The following is a 20183-nucleotide window of genomic DNA, read 5'->3' on the forward strand; positions in this document are numbered from 1 at the left end:
TCCATTAGAATTGCAAATTTCCTAACCTATTCTCCATTCTCTTCAAAAAAACTTTCTAAATCCAGAAGGTCGCATCGCTTCAGGTGAGATGATATATTGGCTCATGGGCGATTATACCGATCGCGCTTGGTGGAATTTGGCTCGGATTTGAGCGATCGCCGTTTCACCATCCACTCCTTCACCGCGATCGAGTTGTGTGGCGGCGATGTCGATTTTGGCGCAAACTTCTTCTACCCAGCGATTGTATCGATCGCGTTTTTCCAGCAGCCGTAGCGCGTCAGCAATGATTTCGGTAACGTTGGTATAGCGCCCGCTAGCGAGTTGGGCGAGTATGAGTTGTTCTTGTTCGGAGGTGAGGGTGATGCTCATAGGTAAAGATCGGCTGGCTATTGTTTTATTGCATCGGGGGGATTGCACGTTTGTCTCTATTCTAATCTATGACTGATGGAGTCCGTAAATCTCCTCCTATTATTTTAAGCTAGAATTAATTACTCGTTTAGTTAAAAGGAGAATATTCTGTCAACCAACCGCGAGTATTATATACCAGAATTCTCTCTTACACAGCAAACAATACAGGGAGAGGATATCCCCTTACCAGATCCCGAAGCAGAAGGACGACCCCATACAACACTTGGAAAAAGAGATGGAAGTGATAATATTTGTTACCGCCAGTCAGCAACCTTTCCCTTATCAACTTGGCCGAAAGCTAATGGCTGCGATGTGCCTTGGGGTAGAGTAGATTGGACGGATCATAATCGACCCTCAGACCATTCCAACCCGCATATCCACGAATTCCGCTACAATTGGGAACAGAAAAGATGGGAATGTGGGGCGCAACAATTTTGGTGGTATCGCAGAGAAGTTGATTAACTAAAGGAGAAATTATGGATGCTTGTTTTGAAATATTACTTTCGACAAGACAAACTCTTGATTATTTAGAAGTTCATCAGGAAACTTTTACTTGGGGTGGCATAGAATATCCCCAAGGTGAAAAGTATTACGTTTGGGGCAAATATATAAAATTAGTAGAGCGGGAAATTCCAGCCCATATAATCAAGCGTTTACCCCCCGTTTACGGAAATCTGCAATGGGTGAATTTTTCGGTGCAAGGGAAAGGATTGGACTTGTTAGAATCCGAGGTGAATGGTGAGCAGATAGATTGGGAAGGCAAAAGTTTTGATGATTTTCTCAAGTTGATTCTGACTGAACAACCTCAATGGGTTGTGGTATTTGAATGGCACTGCGATCGCATAGATAGTCTATACGAACAAAATGTTAGTGAGTGCATTGGTCAGATTAAAAATAATTTGAAATGGGAGAATAATAGAGAGGGATTTCTCGTACTATCTGTCCCAGAAAATGAGATTTACTCATCGATGTCTGTCGGTGGTGTCGCACAGACCCAACCGGGGTTGAAACCCCTGGCTAATAGCGAAAGTCGGTTGAAACCGACTGAAAAGCTGAGATAAAAATCAAAAACTCTTTAGTCCTCTTTAGAGGACTTTCGCTATGAGACAGGGGTTTCAACCCCGGTTGGACTATGAAGCTAACCGAGGTTTCAGGACACTCGCACAACCAAAGAAACCGGGTTTTTTCCCGAATCTTCGCACTGTAACAAAGTATCTCACAAAAACCCGGTTTCTTTATGAACGCTACCGACTACCAATCAGTTGAATAGTGGCTAAATTTTAGTTAGCGTTGTTATCGTTGATGTCTAGATTTTGTATTGACAATTCTGAAGGTAGCGGTATAATTATTTGTAATAAGACATCAATTGTTATTTGATTGTTATCAATACTTATATTACTTATATTAACGGCGCTATTTTTAGGTAAAGCGTCTTGAATAGGTAATTTAGCAGGTGGCTTAGTTTTATATCCAGCATCCTCAAGCCATTCAGCAATATTTCTCCAATTTTCGATCTTTTCAATCCCTTTACCCACAAAGCCTTTAACGTATTTATAAATAGAGGCACACAGGTCAGTTTCCACACCTTTGGGATTCTTTTGTAGCTTTTCGGCGATTTCAGCGGGACTGTTGCCACAAAGCAACCCCCGCAGATGCAGCTTTTCAACGGGGGTGAGAGGTTTTCCCTTAACGGCGGCCAAGTCTGCGTACAGAGTTTTTAGATCCCAGCGGCTTTCTGCTTCGACGAAGCGATCGTTTGTGGATGCCATAAATAGGTGTGTGTGAAGTTCCTGATGGAAGTCTAACATAATTCCTGATGTATGTCAGATTATTATCAGACTCAGCTAGCTTATTATACTTGAAAGTTCAAGTTTAAGTGGTGCAATTCACAAGTTAAAATCTTTGTGGTAGGGCTTTTGAGTAATTACTGACTACAGTTAGTGTTACGACAGGGATTAGGGCTGAATTTTGGTAATTTTCTGGGTTTGACTCTAGTTTCGGGTACTGGTGGTAATTTTTTTAATTTATTTTCTGGGTTCTGCATAATTTTGTGGGTGTGGCCCCGATATATAAGTGAGAGGCTGCAATGCGGCTTCTGCGGACTGAGTTCTTTGTGAGTGCGATGGTGAAAGCTTTGCTATGCAGGACTTTCGCTGAGTGATACGCGACTTTAGACCACAAAAACAGTAGGGAAAAAGTAAGGATTACAGGATGATAGTTAAAAATCAAGCAGAAATACTCAGTAAATTTAAGAAGAAAGTCTTTTTTCAAGGCTTAATTTTATCTAGCATTTGTCTGGCGCTGACAGGCTGTCCAAAACCAGAACCTCCCCCACCAACAACCAAGTATCATTTTTACATCGTTCTGTCACCCATTAATCAAGAGCAAGTCACACAAGCCACAGCATTTTTGACCCAAGCTAAAGGCAAGGTTGATCCAAAAGCGCAAATTATTGTTCCAGGGAACCGCTACACAATCGCCAAGTTTTGTGAAAAGGACACACCTGAATTTCCCACTCCTGGTATTGAATTACCAGATGACAAAGCAGTATCAATGCAAGCTGTAACTGGGGAAGCAGAGAAAGTCTTAGCTCAGATATCGACTGGGCAAATAACCTGTAAGGCTAGTGCAGCATCCCTAGTCAATCTTGCACCTTACTTAAATGATGCTACATCTAAATACCCAGAAAAAATGATTGTCTTGATTCAAGCTCCTTGGAACCTCACTGATGTAGATAAAGTATTTCCAAAGATTAAAGATGGGATGGATAAATTAGCTCAATCAGGCAAAGTAGAAAAAATCATTTTATTTGGTGTCAATGACGGGGCTGCCAATCAAGTTGCTACCGCTTTTCAACAGTTAAATCAAGATGGTAATAGAAGGGCTGAGTCTCCAGCCACAAGTGTTCCACAAACGCTTACATACCTCAAAAAGATTCACAGTGATGTCTTAAAGTTAAACTAGCTGAATTTACATTTAATAGATCATGAATAACTACGATGAAACAGAAATAGAGAAAAATCTTCAAAGCCAATTTCCTGAAGATATCCGTAAGTGGTTGAGGAGAAACGATCCAGAACTCTATTTTATATTATTGTCAAAGTTGCTCCCCAAGTGTAAAGAACAACTGCTATTACAAAAAAAACTGAAGACTAGAGAGGAGGATTTGCAAAAATTAGATAAGTTGTTAAAAGATGCAGAAATTGAAGTAGCAGCTACAACAGCAGCACTTCGTTTTTGGGAGCGAGACACCCCAATCATTTTCCCAGGCGTGAGATTTGGGAGATTTAGCATCGGCTTTTGGTCTATTCCACCTTGGTCATTTTTTAACACTTTCTTTGATTGGATACTGAAAATAGGACTCAGTGTAGTACCCGTTCTTTCTTTATTCAGCATTTTCACTATTTCTGACTTGAATAACCTCCCATATACTCCGGGTGTTATAGCTAGTATTTTATGTGGAATCTCACTTGTTTGGTTGACCTCAGCCACAGTAACTAACTGGATAGTTTCTCAGGATCAAAATAAACCGCAGACTCAAGAAAATAATGAGTTACCAGAATCAATAGAGGAAGAAAATACAGGCCTGACTAGGTGGGACAAGTTTTATAGAGCTTGTTTTCCGCTGATTACCAAGTTGACTAAACTTATATTTCCTATTCCTATTTTGACAAGCTTGATCAAAATTGTAGTAGGGACTGATTTAAGAATTGATGGCGATACATTCTTGTTTTTTATAATTTGGCTGTTGGAAGCTTTAATTGGGTATGCTACCGTACCGCCACTAATTGATTTAGCAAGAAGCAACAATATCAACTTAAATACAGGTGTTCCCGAACCACTAGCAGCCCTGACGGGTGAGCAGAAATTTGAAATTCTTTTTGGTGTAAGTATCTTTGCTTTGATAAATATCATGTTTGCCATTGCTAAAGGTAGAACTTATCGAGTTAACTCTAATAAAAAAATAGCCCTGGGGAAAGCTATTGCTCGGAGAGACATGAATAAAATATTGTTAGCTAACTGCCAGAAAGAGATAGCATACCTAAAAGAAAAAAATCAAGCGCTTGAGCAACTTCTCAGACCCAATAAATTAATTGAGAAGTTTCACCAGGGAATTGAGAATCTCTCGATTTGGGCTAGAGCCGGTAAAAAATACAGCGATATTGATGAACCTAGTCCCAATCTAGAAGTTACCAATAATGGAAAGCTAAATACTCCAAGCATTCCCGTTCAGGAGAAATCTACTTCTGGCGAGGAAGGTTTACAAAATTCAACCAATTAGTAAACAATAGAGAATACAGAGGTAAACTATGACATCTGAAAATAATGAAGGCGAAAAAAGATTTAATGAACTAACTGCGGCTCTTTCATTAGCCCCGCTTTTAGCGGTGAATATTGCGGCTCCTACACCACAGCCTAATATACAGAACCGTCCCAACTATACTGACTATTCAGCCGTCCAAAAACAACAGCCTAAATCTTGTCCGCTCGACCAAGAATCAGAGAACGACTTAGAAGCACAAAACTATGAGTCTTTACCAGGGATTGCTCGACTTTCCAATTTCACTGAACAACTAGATCAGGTAGCAGAGTTACAGGCTGGAGAAGATAAAGAAAAACGAGAGAAAGAGAGGGAAATAAGTTTTAAAGAACGCAATATGGCAAATAGTTCAGGTTCTCCCGATCCTGAACAGGAAAGCGAAGAGGATGAATACGTTAGTGAGTACATGAAAGATATTGAGAGTCGATTGGAAGCTGGGACATTAACGCTTAAATCTCCCGAAGAAAAATCTGAAAGTCCACTCAGGGAATCTGAAACTGAATCTGAGTCCAGCGAATCAGAAGCAGAATCAGAGGGTGAGTACGTTAGTGAATATATGAAGGATATTGAGAGTCGCTTGGAAGCTGGGACATTAACCCTTGAATCTTCTGAAGAAAAATCGGAAAGTGAATTCAGCGAATATGAAACTCAATCAGAATCAGAAAGCCATAGTGAAATGAAATTGGGTTAAGAATCGAGTTGCAATATACGGTGATCAATATGCGGAACGCTGACGAAAATCAAGCAATACCACCAAAAGCTAATCAGTCTATTAATCAAATGGGGTCTGTAAATCCTAATGTCTCGAACCAACCGATAGAACAAGGCTCTATAAATCAACCCTTCAAGCCAAACGGTGAACAGATGATTCAGGGGTCTACTCCTTCTGGCTTGAAGAAAATGATTGAGCAAATTTATCGTGAAGAAAAAATGGATCAGGTTGTGATTGTTCTTGAGAAGGTAAAAAATGCTCGTCGAAGGTATGAAGACAGCTATTGGCTATATCGGATTTTTTTGCCAGGCCCTTTCTTGCTAGTTTGGAATATAAAAAAACTCTTGCAATCCAATAACGTTACTTCTCAATTAGTGAAGACTTTAGATCCTGATGAAGTAGCTCTACTGCTGTCTAATGTACTTTACGCCGTCTCGGTGCTGTTTGGATTCGTAATTTTGATTTCATTATCATTAAAAGTATCAAACTTACAATGGTGGTTTGTTACTGGAAGTGTATTTATGGGACTTTTAGCAATAAGAGTCATTTGGTATGAAAAAATAATTCGGGATACTCGCTGCGTCAAATTATATGACGATTTCAGCAATGCTATAGTGGCTCAAGAAGCAGAGGAGCGTCAGTTCATTGCAAACATTTGTGGCCTATATAACAAACTCAGAAACACCGAAAATGAATCTAAAGTTAACAGACTTCTAGATCGCATCAAAATAACAGATAAAGAAGAGTACAGAAGGCTTGAACTAGAAAGCCAAGAGAACTTACAAGCCCTTGAAGCAAGTGTAGCTTATGCTCAAACTAATGATGCACAAATGCGCCAAAAGCTCATAAATGAAACTGAGCTTGAGTATATGGCATCTAAATATCAAATCACAGGTGAGGGAATGTACGCGCAGGCACATCAAATAACTTTGGCAATGATTAGAAGTGAAGAGACAGTTCTAAAAGCACTTGCAGATGCCTTGGTAGGCGATGAGAAAGCAAACCGTGATATGTTGCGTTATATCCAACAGGAACTTGCAATATTAGGCGGTTTGAAAGGTGATTTAGGAAAAGATGGACGTGGGGCTTACGCTAAAGCGAATTTTAACGAAAAACTTCACGATCTTATGAAGACACGAGCTAAAAGATACGGGAGTACAGAACCATGATTGATTACATTGAAATTGAACTTTCTAATGGCAAAATTGTATCTTTTTTCTCCTATCCTTTGGATCAAGCGTTTGACTGCCTTGAGGGTAAGCTAGTTAATGAGGATTTATCTAATGCTTTAAAAGACCCAGCTAACTACAGGAACCTCCATTCAGACCAAGATGTAATCTTTCTTGGATTTGCCTCCGATCGACCTGGTGATCTTTACAGGTTTCCCCTATGGCTACCTGCTGATTTAATTACGAATCACATTTTAATTGGTGGAGCCATTGGAAGTGGTAAAACAACTCTAACTTACAGGCTAATAGCTGGCGCACTAGAGAATTTTGGAACAGTCATTATCGGTGAGGCAAAGAGTGGTAGAAATGGTTATGCTGAAGGTGCAGCATTTACCAATTTAGCTTTGTATTTGCATAATAGAAGCAACAGACCTGTATATCGGTGGCCTAGAGGTAACTGTTGGTTTAATCCTCTGCCGTATTTAAGGGATAAATCAGACAGAGATGGTTTTTTACAAGCGATACGTCGGTTAATTCAAGTAGGTGGCGATATGCAGTTGTATATTGACAACGCCCTTGAAATTGCCAGCCTGCTGATTGAATATATGCAGATGGATATAATAAACAATCCAAGAAAGTGTACTCTCAGAAATTTAGTTCACTTTCTCAGGTATCCGAGTGAAGTAGAAGAAAAAATCACTAAGCTGATTAACACTCTAGAATCACTAAAGGGACTTGATTCGAGAGGTGAGGCTGATTTAAAAAAATTAAAAAAAATTAAACATAGACTGCAAACATCAAATTTTTTTAGGATGCTGAAAGATGAGTATATGGGAACTCGTTCTGGGATAAACAGGCTGGCTAATGAAATAGAAAAAGACGAAGATGTACTGTATTACAGTGAACCGCATAATAAAGGTCGTGATGGTCAGCCACTTGTCGAATTAACAATCAATGACATACTCTACAATCGCTCACTGGTGATTGTAAGCCAGCCCCTAGCCAAGCCTAGTTCAGAGACTGTAGGCATTCTTTTTTGGGATTCTTTGTTGAATCAAATTTTAGAAATCGGACCAAATTTACCGACAAATAAAGCTGGCAAGCGTAGAGAAAAAGTAGCAGTTTTTTTAGATGAAACTCACCGTCTACCTGTTGGTCAGTTGGGAGATGCAGGTGATCTTCTTCGTCAGTTTGGTGTTGGCTTAATAGAAATTACTCCTGCGGTTGTAGATACTGTCAGATGGGAAAAGAATAAATCGGTTTGGCAAACGTTCATTTCTCTCAGCCCAGGAATTGATGCTGTTACCAAAGAAATATACGATCATCTTCCTCCCATTCCACAGGATGATATTACTATTAGACCTTATAAGGATGCTCAAGGAAGAACAAGAATTGGTTATGAAATTAATGATAAATCACCTCAAAAACAGGGAAATGATAATCCAGGGGTGTCTTGGCGTTCTCTCCAATATACGGGTAATAGAACAGCTTTACTATGGTTGAACAACAATAAAGCTCTTTTCTGGATTGATTTTGAAAGTGAACTTCTAAAGCACATTGATGGCTTACTCGAAGATTCGATTTCCCCCAAGGCTTCAAGGGCTGTAAAAGCAGCCATAGACTATGCGCTTGGATTAGTGAAAGAGTTTCGCGTATAGTGGTGTCGTGCTTTTTCTCAGTGATGCTACGCTGCCCTCATTAGATAGGAGCGATGAAGATGAATAACTATAGCAATTTTACAATCCAACTAGAAGCACCTAATTGCGAAAAATATGCTGACGCACCAGATGACTCATTAGGAGAACTTTCGCATTTTGAATTAGGCCTGAAACTATTTTGCTTTGAATGTGACCATCTAGTATCAATAGAAATCGGTGAAGAAAAACTAAACGTTTTTTTAGACCCCGATATTTGTATGCTCCTAGAAGATGAACTCCCCAAAAAACTTAGTGAGTTATCCCAAGGGAAACCCATCAAAATAGAATTTGTTGAAAGTGTTTGTCTTACTCTTGAATTGCAGCCCTTAACCAACGATAAAATTAGCTGTAATTTAAAAAAATTTGGATATTTATCTCCAAACCAGTTTACCCTAAAATCTAGAAATCTACACTTTGAACTGAATAAAACTCAAGTTATAACAGAGTTAAAGAAATTTGTAGAACAACTCATGGAAATGGCTCTAAATGGCGGCTATATCACCCCCGAAGAAAAGCAAGAATTCCTGATGCCACTCCGCGAAATTGCGCCTGCTTCGGCTATTTGTTAATTAAGTGCGATCGCCCTTAATGTCCAAAAGTGCGATCGCCTCCCATTCACCAAAAGTAATCTTCCATGATTTAATTAAAGTAGCGAACCCTTTTTCAGTGGCATGGCTGGGTACTTTTGATAAAGTGGGAGACATAAGATGAACGTTACTCAATTAATAGAAACATTAAATGCTAATAAATTCATGCGATCTGATGAAGAAGTAATGAGTTTTGACTTCACTTTAGCCGAACTTGCCCTACATCCTAACAGCGAATATTTGCCAACACTTTATCTAGTTTTCGATGACAGATGCGAACAACATGAAGTCATGTATGGTCTCATTCATTTTCTGGAGTCTTTTGAGCTAAAAGACCAGTTGCAGGCGTTTATTGATAGCATAGACCGGATGATTGTGAATGCTAAAGAATGGACAATGATTCTACTTTATGGAATTCTAAATCAGGATTTAGCCAGAAGTTTATATAGCCAGATGTTACATTCTAAGCATTCTAAAAATCGCGATTTATGTACGCATTTGCTGCGCGAAATAGTTGCTAATGAATCCCCTCCTTTATCTTCCCATGCTGAGTCAGTTATTTCCGGCGCAACTGCGATCGACATTAATATTGATGAAATTCAGACGGATCTGTCGAGCTTTCTTAAACTCATCCAAGATGGGAATATCTTGGTACTCTTGCAAGACGATCGGCCAATAGCCGAAATTAAACCTATCAGATAAAGCGTGTCGCCATTAGATAGGAGCGATCCCCTGATGAATAACTATATCAATAAAGAGGTAGATTGCGATTTACTGTTGGGTGGGGGCGGGTTTATTGATATTGTTTGTAGTTGTTAGATATTGTTGGTGAACCCGCCCCTACAGCAATCACTATCTACCGATCGGGCATCATATTAATTACAAAACAAACTCGGCTCTACATGAAAAAAACTCCCCAGAATCAATGCCAGCTCTTTACCAATATCCCGATCGCCATTAACGACTTCAGACACTCTTTTTTCAGATCCCATAACGAGCACCAAGTCCGCAGGCTGTAACTCTCTTTGTTCCATCAAAAACAGCAATATTGAATGAGGCGTTGCTGTGGCTGCTGGTGCATAGTATTCTTGCTCAAACTTTTCAATCAATGCAATCAGCAATTCATATAACTCATTTTCTTCAGGAGTGCGATCGCGCTGGTGCATCAACTCTTCCACCATAGCCAGAGCTTTCTCATTATCCGCTTCGTTTCTAATTATTTTCGGCTGGTACTGAGACAATAACTCTTTGTATTTATCTGGATTAAAAGTAAGGGTCATTTTTCCATTTCTCCTTATCATACTCAGCATGGGTGAGAATATATTTGATATAAACTAACTGGCTTTCATAATCAATACTAACTATTAATCGATAATTATTACCTTTGATATTAAAAACTGTAAACCCTCCAACAGCTTCGGCTTTAGGAAAAACAGATTGTACCTCAATTAAGTTAGACCATTTAGCCTTGCTAGCAATTTTAAACCAGTTATCCAAAGCTTCCCCGCAATCAGCATGAGTTTCGCTGTATTCACGCACCCGTCGGTAGCTGATTATGTGCATCTACTGTAAGCAATTTAAACTAAATTTCAGTTTAGCTTAACCAATTTATTTCGTCAAGTGCGATCGCCCTTAATCTCACTTCCGTAACTCTTTAGTATTTATCTCGATTTAAACAGTCCTCGACGCACTCTGACAAAGAAACCGGGTTTTTACCGAATTTACCGTGTGTAACCAAGTATTTCGTAAAAAACCCGGTTTCTGGACTCCCATAGACATTTGACGTGCTACACTCAGGGTATCGTCACAACCACAAACAGAATGCAAACCATTACCATCACAATACCAGACGATCGCCTGCACAAGCTCCAAGAAACCGCCAATCGCCTCGGCATTTCCCTAGAAGCATTACTGCTTGCGGGTGCTGAAAACTTACTCGCACCACCAGAAGCATCCTTCCACAACGCTATGGAATACGTCCTCAAAAAGAATGCTGAACTTTACCAAAAACTCGCCTAATGCGCTATCTAACTTTAACAGAAGTTTTAGAACTTTATCAGCGCATTATCGAGGAATCTGGCGGATAGTGAGTTATCCCAAGGGAAACCCATCAAAATAGAATTTGTTGAAAGTGTTTGTCTTACTCTTGAATTACAGCCCTTAACCAACGATAAAATTAGCTGTAATTTCAAAGAATTTGGATATTTATCTCCAAACCAGTTTACCCTAAAATCCAGAAATCAACACTTTGAACTGAATAAAACTCAAGTTATCACAGAGTTAAATAAATTTGTCGAACAACTCATGGAAATGGCTGTAAATGGCGGCTACATCACCCCGGTCGAAAAGCAAGAATTCCTGATGCCACTCCGCGAAATTGTGCCTGCTTCGGCTATTTGTTAATTAAGAGCGATCGCCCTTATTTTACCCCTGGGTTTCTATTCCCACAACCAGCCAAACAATTCACCGACAGAAACGGTAAGTTCCCTGGCAAACTCTGGAACTAAAATCAGTTGTTCTGGTTCGTCAAATGCGACGGGATGGTGTTGCGATCGAAATACAAAAACCGTCTGTTCTTTGGGGTCAATTAACCACCCCATTTCTGTTCCGTGTTTCAAGCAATGCAATATCTTTTTGATGAGTTTAGTTTGACTTTGATCTGGAGATAAAATTTCAATTATCCAATCCGGTGCGAGTTCAAACCGATTTGCTACACCACCATTTTCTTGACGCGGAATTCTCTCCCATACAAACACAGAAACATCGGGAACGATCGATCGACCTCCAAAGGTACAACGCAACTCTGGAAAAGCCCGTGCAATCTTATTAGGCTTCAGGGTTGCGTTAGCAGTTGTCACCATTTCACCTTGAATTGCGCTGTGTTCTCCTTGTGGCATAGGCTTTTGAATAATTTGACCTTCGATGTACTCGCTAGCAGGTTTCGTTTCAGGTTTCACGAGAAACTCGTTTAGGGTTAAGGATTTAGATGGAGTTTGTACCATGTTGGATTCCCAAACGCGGATGTCTTTTATCTTAATTTTAGCGGGGGTGGTATCGCAATAGGTAAAGAGTTTTATCAGACCATCGAAAAATCTACTAAAAAGTCTACATCACTATCCGATCGCGCTTCATCCCGCGCCACCGAACCAAACAAATCTAAAGACTTTACCCCCAAGGCTTTTAATCTTTCCTGGTGGGCTGCTAAAATTGCCAGTACATCTGCTCGTTTCATAATTAGTTCTCCCGACCCTTTCGCTATGGAATACGTCCTCAAAAAGAATGCTGAACTTTACCAAAAGCTCGCATAATACGCTATCTCACTTTAACAGAAGTCTTAGAACTTTATCAGCAGATTAGTAAACTTTTACTCGGAATGATTTAACCGCAGAGGACACAGAGAACGCAGAGGAAGAGAAGAGAGAGGGCAATAATTCTGATGATACCTAATTTGGTATAATATCGATTTTCTAGGTGTATCGGTATTGTATGATGTTAAATGTTATAGGGGCGGGTTTACTAAGAATAATTGCCAAGAATCTACAATCTCCTAAACCCGCCCCCGCCTATACTACAGTGTCAAAGACTGAGGATTTGTCTCAATCAATTTGGCTAAATCTTGCAAGAAAGAGGCCGCATCAGCGCCGTAAATAACTCGGTGATCGCAGGTAATATTCACCTGCATTTGCCGCTTCACTCCCATCAAACCTTCTTCATTAGCCACTACTTGCGGCCGCGAAGCGCCGATCGCCAAAATCGAGCCTTGACCTGGGGGCAAAATCGCGTCAAACTTATCTACTCCAAACATTCCTAAATTGGAAAGAGTGAAAGTTCCGGTGCTATATTCATCAGGCTTTAACTGTTTGGTGCGAGCGCGATCGACTAAATCCTTCCAAGTGCGGGAGAGGGAATAGATATCTAGGCGATCGGCATTTTGCAACACCGGCGTAATCAAACCGCCACCATCCATCGCCACCGCCACAGAAACATTAATATCAGCACGGTATTGAATCGCTGACTCCACATAACAAGCATTCAGCAGAGGATGTTTTTGTAAAGTTACTGCTACAGCCTTCGCCAGCAAAGCCGTCATGGTGACGCCCTTCGACTTAATTTGTTTGTAGAGTTTGTCCAGATTGTCCGTAGTAATTGTATAGCCGACGCGGAAACACGGCACGCTCAAACTGGCGTCCATATTACGCACCACAGCATTTTGCAGTGCATTCATCGGTACAGTTTGGCCAGTCATCGCCACTGCTGGAACAGGCTGTGCCACTGCTGGTTTAGGTGCTACGGGTGCGGGTGCTGCGGGTGCTGCGGGTGCGGGTGCGGGTGCTGCGGGCACTGTCACCAGTTGCTGAACGGGAGCGGGCTTAGCTTTACCCGCTGCGGCTTCCACATCCTCTGCAACAATTCTGCCGTGGGGGCCGCTACCTTTGATCGAATTCAAATCTACTTTAAATTCTTTTGCCAATTTCCGCGCGCGGGGAGAAACGACGCTGCGGCCGTTTTGACGGCTGACGTTTTGCTGCAATCCCGGAGATGAAGTTGTCGCGGCCACCGGGGCGGGGGCTGGTGTGGCCGCGGCGGCGGGGGTTGAGGCTGCTGCTCCTTGCTGCTGAGCGATGGCGATTTCAGCTTCAGTTTCTGCTACCAGGGCGATGGCGGTTCCTACAGGAGCAACTTCCCCCGCAGGGACGATAATGATTGCCAAAAAGCCTTCGTAGAAAGACTCTACGTCCATGTCGGCTTTGTCGGATTCAACTACTACTACGGTTTCACCTTTTTCTACTTTGTCCCCAGCGGATTTGACCCAGGAAACAATTTTGCCCTCTGTCATGGTAGAACTTAGGGCCGGCATGAAAACTTCGCGAATCATCTGTAAAAAGTCCTTTTTAGTTACTAATAGGTATTTGGGAATGGGGAATGGGGAATGGGGAATTGGGAATGGGGAATTGGGAATTGGGAATTGGGAACTCATGATTGTTTTGAGTTCATAGTCCGAAGATATATGAGTATTAACTCAAAACAACTGAGCAATCACCAATTACTAACTACTAATTTCCAATTCCCAATTCCCAATTTCTAATTGCTAAATATCGCCTCGAATTTCTTGGACAACTCCATCACGGAGGAGAACCTCTACTTGCATTTTTTGAATCAAGTTTTCTCCTAACCCGATGGTGAATGTACCGTCAATTTGACCTTGACTCACTTCTTGTTCCAGGTCTAGTACCTGCACTTGCTGGAGTTGTTGCAGGTTTTGGTTTTTTTGTTCTAGCAGTTCGCTTTTCCGTTGATTAACCTGGGTTTGAATGTTTTCTATTTGCTGCATTACTTGAGGACCAGGGGGGTGCAGGCTTTGCTTTTGGATTTCAGAAATCATCCGTTGTCCTTGCATTTCTAGCTGTTGTAGCTGAGAGTCGATTTGATTAATTTGGGCTTGGAGTTGCTGTTGAGCTTCTTCTTTCCAGCGGGGGGTAACGACGACTTTAACGTTAATCGATCGCTTCAAGAGTAATTTTGGTGTGGACAGTTCCATAAAGTTATTGTTTGTCTATTGGGAATTGGGAATTGGGAATTGGAAATTGGGAATTGGGAATTGGGAATTGAATGCGACTAACTGCTAGTTGCTAATTCTTCAAAAGCTATTAGCTGTCCTACCAATTTTTTGTGAGACCCCGTAGAATTTTATCCCCCCTAACCCCCCTTCATAAGGGGGGGACAAGATCGAGATCAAAGTCCCCCTTATTAAAGGGGATGCCAGGGGGATCAGAATATGTGCAACTTCACAAAAAATTGGTATCAGTCTGTCCCCGTCTTCAATCTCCTGTCGCTTGTCCCGATTCCCGATGCCCTGAGAATATTTTCAAAACATCCCGTCAATCATATCGCGGTAGTGTTCCGTCACAACCGGGCGCTTAATTTTCAGGGTTTGAGTCAGCATTCCATTTTCCATCGAGAATGGCTCCAAAATCAACCGGAACGGGCCAATGCGATCGTCGGCGCGGTATCCGGGGCGATTTTGCACCTCGCGGTTCAATTCTTGGCGAAATAAGTCTTGAATTATCTTGCTATTCCAGTCAATTTCGTGTATGGGAGGATTCTGAGTTGCCGCCCATTTCTCCACGGCTTCTGCATTGGGGACAATTAACGCACCCACAGATTTCCGGTCTTGACCGACTAGCATAACTTGGTCGATGTAGGGGCTGCGGAGACAGGCATCTTCGATGGGCTGAGGTTCGATGTTTTCGCCGTTGGTAAGGACGATCGTATCTTTGGCGCGTCCGGTTAAAATTAAATCGTTGCTGGGTGTCAGCCAGCCCAAGTCGCCGGTATCGAACCAGCCTTCGGGGTCGATCGCCTTTGCCGTCGCTTGGGGATTAAGATAATAACCAGCCATGATTTGCGGCCCCCGCGCCAATACTAAACCGCGCTTACCTACAGCCAGTTGTTGCCGAGTTTCCGGGTCTACTATCTTAACTTCCGTATGGGCGATCGGCTGTCCCGCCGAACCTTTGAGATTATGCCAAGGGCGACGAACCGTTAACACCGGGGAAGTTTCGGTTAAGCCGTATCCCACCAACAAACCGATATTCGCTATTTCAAAGAAATTGTCCAAGTGGGCCGCCAAAGAACCACCGCCACTAATTGCCCATTTGAAACGTCCTCCCGTAGCTTCCCGGACTTTTTGGTAAACCAGTTTTTCGGCGACGGCGTGGACTGGCCACAATAGAATGCTTTTGATGCGGGCGATTAGTTTTTCCGAAGCAGAAGCAGGTTTTAAATTGAGAGTCAATCCTTGGAAAATGCGACGGGCTTCTATGTATTGTTGGCTAGCAGATAACAGGAAGCTAACCAATTTTTGTTTATTAGCTGGCTGTTCCCGAAATTGCTTTTGTACTGCCTCGTAAATCGATTCCCAGATGCGTGGAACGCTCACCATGTACTGGGGTTTGTAAGTTTTGAAATCTTGTTTGAAGTAGCGAATATTGGTGTAAATCTGCGTGCATCCTTGGGAAAGCATGAAGTATTCGACAGTGCGTTCGTAGGCGTGCCAACTGGGGAGAATACTCAGAACACCTTCGCCGCCTTCGGGCTGGAGAATTGTGCCGAAAGTTGTGATTTGATGTAGCAGGTTGCCGTGGGTGAGCATCACACCTTTGGGTTTGCCGGTGGTGCCGCTGGTGTAGAGCAAAGTCGCGAGGCCTTGAGGCTTGTGGTTGCTGGGTTTGAGGGGGCGGTTTGCCCCTGTGGCCATGACTTGGGAAAATTTGACTGTGTTGAGGGTTTGGCTGGCTTCTGGTTCTTCGTCGGAGAGGAGGACGATGAGTTGGATGGGCAAATCGGGGAGGCTATGTTGGAGTTTTTTGAGTAATGCGCGGTTTTCGACTACTAAGGCCGTGCTACCGCTGTCTTGGATGATGTAGAGGAGTTCTTCGGGGTCGGCGGTGGCACCTCGGACGGCGTTGGCTGCGCCGGCCATCATGATGCCTTGGTCGGCTATCAGCCACCGGGGGCTGTTGTCGGCGAAGAGGGCGACGCGGGGAGGGATTGCTTCTGAGGGGTTTGGTTCGATGCCTAGGGCTTGGAGGCCTGCTGCGAATTGCTGGATTTGTCGGTACAGGTCGGTGTAGGTAAGCTTGATTTCGGGCTTGCTGTGGGGGTCGTGGAGGGCGACTATTTGACCGAATTTCTGTTGGGCGATCGCCCAAACTTCTGGTACGGATCGGATGGAGGTGTAATCGATCAGGCGGCTGAGGTTGGCGCGATCGCGATCGGTCAGTTGAGACAATGTGTAAGACGCTGGGCCGTTCATAGGGTATTTTCCGGGGTTTTGAGAGATAAAGTTATTGGGTACAAGTTTAATATCAGAGCTATTTTAGAACTTTGTGGCAGTGTCGTGACAGTTGGGAAACCTGCCATTGTCTTTTTAGAAAATTAGGGATACAAAATGATGAAATTTATAGTTGCACAAAAACACATTAATTTATCAAGGTTGATCGTAGTTGCTTTTAGTGCGATCGGGCTAGCATCATGTACAAATATACCTTGGGCGTTAGTCTCAGAACCGCAACCGGGAAACAGTGGACGAATAACATTTGCTGACTGGTGTCTCACGCGAGCAAAGTTGATTCCTGAAGCTAAACATACTGTTGATGTGTTGTTGGAGAAAGCAGAGACTAATGATTGCGATGCGGCCGATCGAAAACTTTCTAGTCTCACGGAGCTCTACATCAACAACGATCAAATCAGTGATATCAAACCGCTAGCATCCTTGACTAACCTGACACAGCTCGCCCTCGCCTTCAATGAAATCGGCGACATCAAACCGCTAGTATCCTTGACTAACCTGACCAATCTCTACCTCAGCTACAATCAAATCAGCGACATCAAACCGCTAGCATCCTTGAGTAACCTGACTGAACTCAGCCTCAATGGCAATAAAATCGGCGACATCAAACCGCTAGTATCCTTGACTAACCTGACTGTGCTCGACCTCACCTTTAATGAAATCAGCGACATCAAACCGCTAGCATCCTTGACTAACCTGAAGCAACTCGTCCTCCAAGGAAATCAAATCGGCGACATCAAACCGCTAGCATCCTTGACTCACCTGACTGAACTCGACCTCATCAATAATCCGAGCGGCGACATCAAACCACTAGCATCTTTGACTAAACTGACGAAGCTCTGGCTCAGTGGCGATCGGATCGCCGATATCAAACCGCTAGCATCCTTGACTAACCTGACGAAGCTCTGGCTCAAGGGAAATCAGAGCGGCGATATCAAACCGCTAGCATCCTTGACTAACCTGACTGAACTCGTCCTCGAAGGAAATCAGAGCGGCGATATCAAACCGCTAGCATCCTTGACTAACCTGACTCGTCTCATCCTCTTTGACAATAAAATCAGCAACATCAAACCGCTAGCATCCTTGACTAACCTGAAGGAGCTCAGTCTCAGGGACAATAAAATCAGCAACATCAAACCGCTAGAATCCTTGACTAACCTGACTCGTCTCATCCTCAACGGAAATAAAATCAGGGACATCAAACCGCTAGCATCTTTGACTAACCTGAAGCAACTCGTCCTCAGCAGCAATCAAATCAACGACATAAAACCATTGCAATCTTTGACTAACCTGACTGCGCTTGGTCTCAACAACAATAAAATCAGCGAGATCAAACCCTTACAATCTTTGACTAACCTGACTGTGCTCAACCTCGACGCCAATCAAATCAGCGACATCAAACCATTGCAATCCTTGACTAACCTGACGAAGCTCCAGCTCAGCGGAAATCCGATCGCACCCAAAACTTGCCCTCTCAAGCCAGAGTCTATCTGTCAGTGGTAACTCTGAATTTGGTTGCTTTTTTAAATGCGATCGATCGTTCAACCGTATATTACCAGCGATCGATCGTACCTAATATTAAATGCCTTTATTCAGACCTGATGTAAGTACCTAAAAATTCCAGTTGATTCATCATTTCTTCCGCAGACTTGCTACCAATCAAATTCAACAAACCGCGCAACTGTTCGCGAACAGAATAACTTTGTCGCGGCACAACAATAATTCCTGCATGACTGTTACCTACTGCAAAAAAGCTCCCGTGCAGCCGACAGAAATCTCGACTATTAAAAGTATAAATGACTCGACCTTGCTCTGTTGCCCATATCAATTGTTCTTCATCTATACGTCCTAAATTATTGGCATCTGAGACAGTTACTACATCAATCCCATTTTCTCGCAAGGCTTGCACGAAAGCTTTTCTGAGCGTATCTTCATCTAAATACAAACGAATCTGGCTCATTAAATTCTCCCAGCCCTGCGATCGGCTTCCAATCGCTCGTACTCAGCTAATTCGGCAGCTAAATCAGCCTCAATTTCCTTGCGGTTAGCGTGATAGTAAGATAGCGCTGCATAAATTTGTGCTAAATTTAAATAGGAAATTTCTTCAAGTATTGCTTCTGGGCTCATCCCTTGTTGATGCCAAACGGCAATTTGAGCGATAGAAATTCTAGTTCCCGCAATGCGGGGACGCCCTCCACAGGTTTCAGGCGTACTGACAACCAGCGTGCCGATGTCGATCGCAGTTGTTGACATATTTACCTCTTACGAAAAACTCAAATAAGCCAAAATATCCTGTTGTGTGAAATAGGGGAAATTATCTAGGATTTCTCGATCGTTCATCCCAGAAGTAAGACATTCCAACAGGTTATCAACCGTAATTCTCATGCCTCGAATACAAGGTTTACCGCATCGCTTACCAGGTTCGATCGTGACGATATTAGCGATGTCTTGTTTTGACATGGCCTTTTTCCTTTAAATTCTGTTCTCAATTTTAGCACAAACAGGACTTACGCATAGGTGTTTTGCAGTCATCGAAAAAGAGAAGCTGGATTTCGGCTGTCTCGTCAGTCATCAATACCATCCCACAGTTCAGAAATAGGATGCAATTTGCCTTCTTTAATTTGCTGGAGGGAGTTACGGAGGCTGGCTAGGACGAGTTCGGCGGGTTCGTCATCGGGATCTGCGGGCGGGGTGACGATATGGCGGCTGATTAATAGTTGGTAGAAGTCGTCCACAGACATTACAGCAAGTTGAGCGGCTTTATCTAGACTGAGGTTGTGCTGGTGATAAAGTACGATCGCGAGTTCGAGTCGCACATCGGCTTCAGTCAGGGGGAGATTGTCGGGAAGGTCGATCGTAATTTGCATGATTTAAGGTACTTTTTAATTTCAGATATTTGATATACTCCCCGCCGTAGATTGGTTGACAATTTGTGCAGGAAGTGGGTGCGAGTATCTGTTATTTTATTGTGTTGCTTAGCTATCCGAATCACTGAGTTCAACCTTGGCGGAAATCCGATCGCTCCCAAAATTTCCCCGATCGAGCTAGAGTCTATCTGTAAGTGGGAACCACCAACTCAACCATAAAACTTTACAGCCAGGTCAGACACGGCAATGGTGGGGGTCGTGGAGGGCGACGGTTTGACCGAATTTCTGTTGGACGATCGCCCAAATTTCTGGTACGGATCGGATGGAACTGTAATCGATCGGGTGGCTGAGGTTAGCGCGATCGCGATCGGTCATGGGAGATGCTGTACTGTTCATAGTTATTTTTGTGATTTGTGTGACATTAAATTCTTTTCTCTAAATTTAGTATGAAATGTATCCTAACTGTATGTGCTTGGGTAGGGACAGTTAACAAATCTGTCTCTACCCTTTAATTTTTATTCCCAGTTAATAATTTAATTTTAATGGGGATGTTGTGAATTTGTTTATTTT

Annotated in this window: 25 protein-coding genes; 10 read left to right on the forward strand and 15 right to left on the reverse strand. The window is 42.6% G+C overall.

Going from position 1 to position 20183, the window contains the following annotated elements; translation table 11 throughout:
• Positions 1–111 precede the first annotated feature (111 nt).
• Positions 112–369 (reverse strand): type II toxin-antitoxin system ParD family antitoxin, encoded by a 258-nt coding sequence (locus AAFP11_RS01950; RefSeq protein ID WP_341735501.1) that lies wholly within the window; start codon positions 367–369, stop codon positions 112–114.
• 515 nt (positions 370–884) lie between these two features.
• Here AAFP11_RS01950 and AAFP11_RS01955 point away from each other — a divergent pair.
• A complete protein-coding gene (locus AAFP11_RS01955; RefSeq protein ID WP_341735502.1) occupies positions 885–1469 on the forward strand; it encodes a hypothetical protein in 585 nt (194 codons plus the stop codon).
• A gap of 219 nt (positions 1470–1688) precedes the next feature.
• Here the strand turns inward: AAFP11_RS01955 and AAFP11_RS01960 are convergent, their stop codons facing one another.
• Complete coding sequence (locus AAFP11_RS01960) at positions 1689–2216, reverse strand: helix-turn-helix domain-containing protein (protein ID WP_341735503.1); 528 nt, start codon at positions 2214–2216, stop codon at positions 1689–1691.
• Positions 2217–2619: 403 nt separating this feature from the next.
• Here AAFP11_RS01960 and AAFP11_RS01965 point away from each other — a divergent pair, with 403 nt between their 5' ends.
• From AAFP11_RS01965 to AAFP11_RS01990, 6 genes are read left to right on the forward strand one after another with little or no spacing between them, the layout of a single operon-like run.
• Positions 2620–3372 carry a hypothetical protein gene (locus tag AAFP11_RS01965; protein ID WP_341735504.1) on the forward strand — a complete coding sequence of 251 codons (753 nt, stop codon included), beginning with the start codon at positions 2620–2622 and terminating at the stop codon, positions 3370–3372.
• 22 nt (positions 3373–3394) lie between these two features.
• Positions 3395–4690, forward strand: a complete 1296-nt coding sequence (locus AAFP11_RS01970; RefSeq protein ID WP_341735505.1) for a hypothetical protein — start codon at positions 3395–3397, stop codon at positions 4688–4690.
• A gap of 28 nt (positions 4691–4718) precedes the next feature.
• The gene (locus AAFP11_RS01975) at positions 4719–5420 is read left to right on the forward strand and encodes a hypothetical protein (protein ID WP_341735506.1); all 702 of its coding nucleotides are present in this window, start codon (positions 4719–4721) and stop codon (positions 5418–5420) included.
• Positions 5421–5449: 29 nt separating this feature from the next.
• Positions 5450–6610 carry a hypothetical protein gene (locus AAFP11_RS01980; protein ID WP_341735507.1) on the forward strand — a complete coding sequence of 387 codons (1161 nt, stop codon included), beginning with the start codon at positions 5450–5452 and terminating at the stop codon, positions 6608–6610.
• The gene (locus AAFP11_RS01985) at positions 6607–8268 is read left to right on the forward strand and encodes a hypothetical protein (RefSeq protein ID WP_341735508.1); all 1662 of its coding nucleotides are present in this window, start codon (positions 6607–6609) and stop codon (positions 8266–8268) included. Before AAFP11_RS01980 ends, AAFP11_RS01985 begins: the two co-directional genes overlap by 4 nt.
• A 59-nt stretch (positions 8269–8327) precedes the next feature.
• Positions 8328–8876, forward strand: coding sequence for a hypothetical protein (locus AAFP11_RS01990; RefSeq protein ID WP_341735509.1), 549 nt, complete (start codon positions 8328–8330; stop codon positions 8874–8876).
• Here AAFP11_RS01990 and AAFP11_RS01995 read toward each other — a convergent pair whose 3' ends face one another.
• Entirely contained in the window at positions 8877–9011 is a 135-nt protein-coding gene (locus AAFP11_RS01995; RefSeq protein ID WP_341735510.1) for a hypothetical protein, read from the reverse strand.
• Between the two features lie 3 nt (positions 9012–9014).
• Here AAFP11_RS01995 and AAFP11_RS02000 point away from each other — a divergent pair, with 3 nt between their 5' ends.
• Positions 9015–9596 carry an Imm30 family immunity protein gene (locus AAFP11_RS02000; RefSeq protein ID WP_341735511.1) on the forward strand — a complete coding sequence of 194 codons (582 nt, stop codon included), beginning with the start codon at positions 9015–9017 and terminating at the stop codon, positions 9594–9596.
• Between the two features lie 173 nt (positions 9597–9769).
• On the opposite strand, the gene AAFP11_RS02005 is transcribed toward AAFP11_RS02000, so the two are convergent.
• Together AAFP11_RS02005 and AAFP11_RS02010 are read right to left on the reverse strand one after the other, a co-directional pair.
• Positions 9770–10174 carry a transcriptional regulator gene (locus tag AAFP11_RS02005; protein WP_341735512.1) on the reverse strand — a complete coding sequence of 135 codons (405 nt, stop codon included), beginning with the start codon at positions 10172–10174 and terminating at the stop codon, positions 9770–9772.
• A complete protein-coding gene (locus tag AAFP11_RS02010) occupies positions 10158–10457 on the reverse strand; it encodes a type II toxin-antitoxin system HigB family toxin (RefSeq protein WP_341735513.1) in 300 nt (99 codons plus the stop codon). The genes AAFP11_RS02005 and AAFP11_RS02010 overlap by 17 nt, the downstream gene beginning before the upstream one ends.
• Before the next feature lie 258 nt (positions 10458–10715).
• Here AAFP11_RS02010 and AAFP11_RS02015 point away from each other — a divergent pair, with 258 nt between their 5' ends.
• Positions 10716–10913, forward strand: coding sequence for a DNA-binding protein (locus AAFP11_RS02015; protein WP_341733123.1), 198 nt, complete (start codon positions 10716–10718; stop codon positions 10911–10913).
• 419 nt (positions 10914–11332) lie between these two features.
• Here AAFP11_RS02015 and AAFP11_RS02020 read toward each other — a convergent pair whose 3' ends face one another.
• From AAFP11_RS02020 to AAFP11_RS02040, 5 genes are all read right to left on the reverse strand, one after another.
• A complete protein-coding gene (locus tag AAFP11_RS02020) occupies positions 11333–11896 on the reverse strand; it encodes a Uma2 family endonuclease (RefSeq protein ID WP_341735514.1) in 564 nt (187 codons plus the stop codon).
• Positions 11897–11970: 74 nt separating this feature from the next.
• Complete coding sequence (locus tag AAFP11_RS02025; RefSeq protein WP_341735515.1) at positions 11971–12126, reverse strand: nucleotidyltransferase domain-containing protein; 156 nt, start codon at positions 12124–12126, stop codon at positions 11971–11973.
• A gap of 336 nt (positions 12127–12462) precedes the next feature.
• Complete coding sequence (locus tag AAFP11_RS02030; RefSeq protein WP_341735590.1) at positions 12463–13770, reverse strand: dihydrolipoamide acetyltransferase family protein; 1308 nt, start codon at positions 13768–13770, stop codon at positions 12463–12465.
• A 213-nt stretch (positions 13771–13983) separates the two neighbouring features.
• Positions 13984–14433, reverse strand: a complete 450-nt coding sequence (locus AAFP11_RS02035; RefSeq protein ID WP_341735516.1) for a YlqD family protein — start codon at positions 14431–14433, stop codon at positions 13984–13986.
• 327 nt (positions 14434–14760) lie between these two features.
• On the reverse strand, positions 14761–16710 hold the full coding sequence (locus tag AAFP11_RS02040) for a long-chain fatty acid--CoA ligase (protein WP_341735517.1): 1950 nt from the start codon (positions 16708–16710) through the stop codon (positions 14761–14763).
• Positions 16711–16845: 135 nt separating this feature from the next.
• On the opposite strand from AAFP11_RS02040, the gene AAFP11_RS02045 reads away from it, so the two are divergent.
• On the forward strand, positions 16846–18249 hold the full coding sequence (locus AAFP11_RS02045) for a leucine-rich repeat domain-containing protein (RefSeq protein WP_341735518.1): 1404 nt from the start codon (positions 16846–16848) through the stop codon (positions 18247–18249).
• 85 nt (positions 18250–18334) lie between these two features.
• On the opposite strand, the gene AAFP11_RS02050 is transcribed toward AAFP11_RS02045, so the two are convergent.
• The 5 genes from AAFP11_RS02050 to AAFP11_RS02070 all read right to left on the reverse strand — a co-directional run bounded on the left by AAFP11_RS02050 (position 18335) and on the right by AAFP11_RS02070 (position 20009).
• On the reverse strand, positions 18335–18706 hold the full coding sequence (locus tag AAFP11_RS02050; protein ID WP_341735519.1) for a DUF5615 family PIN-like protein: 372 nt from the start codon (positions 18704–18706) through the stop codon (positions 18335–18337).
• Positions 18706–18999, reverse strand: coding sequence for a DUF433 domain-containing protein (locus AAFP11_RS02055; protein WP_332946314.1), 294 nt, complete (start codon positions 18997–18999; stop codon positions 18706–18708). Before AAFP11_RS02055 ends, AAFP11_RS02050 begins: the two co-directional genes overlap by 1 nt.
• A gap of 9 nt (positions 19000–19008) precedes the next feature.
• Entirely contained in the window at positions 19009–19206 is a 198-nt protein-coding gene (locus AAFP11_RS02060; protein WP_341735520.1) for a DUF433 domain-containing protein, read from the reverse strand.
• Positions 19207–19310: 104 nt separating this feature from the next.
• Positions 19311–19613 carry a UPF0175 family protein gene (locus tag AAFP11_RS02065; protein WP_341735521.1) on the reverse strand — a complete coding sequence of 101 codons (303 nt, stop codon included), beginning with the start codon at positions 19611–19613 and terminating at the stop codon, positions 19311–19313.
• Between the two features lie 234 nt (positions 19614–19847).
• Complete coding sequence (locus tag AAFP11_RS02070; protein WP_341735522.1) at positions 19848–20009, reverse strand: hypothetical protein; 162 nt, start codon at positions 20007–20009, stop codon at positions 19848–19850.
• Between the last annotated feature and the right edge of the window lie 174 nt (positions 20010–20183).

Origin of the sequence: Microcoleus sp. CAWBG640 (assembly GCF_020883015.1) — a bacterium.
Classification (GTDB): Bacteria; Cyanobacteriota; Cyanobacteriia; order Cyanobacteriales; family Microcoleaceae; genus Microcoleus; species Microcoleus anatoxicus.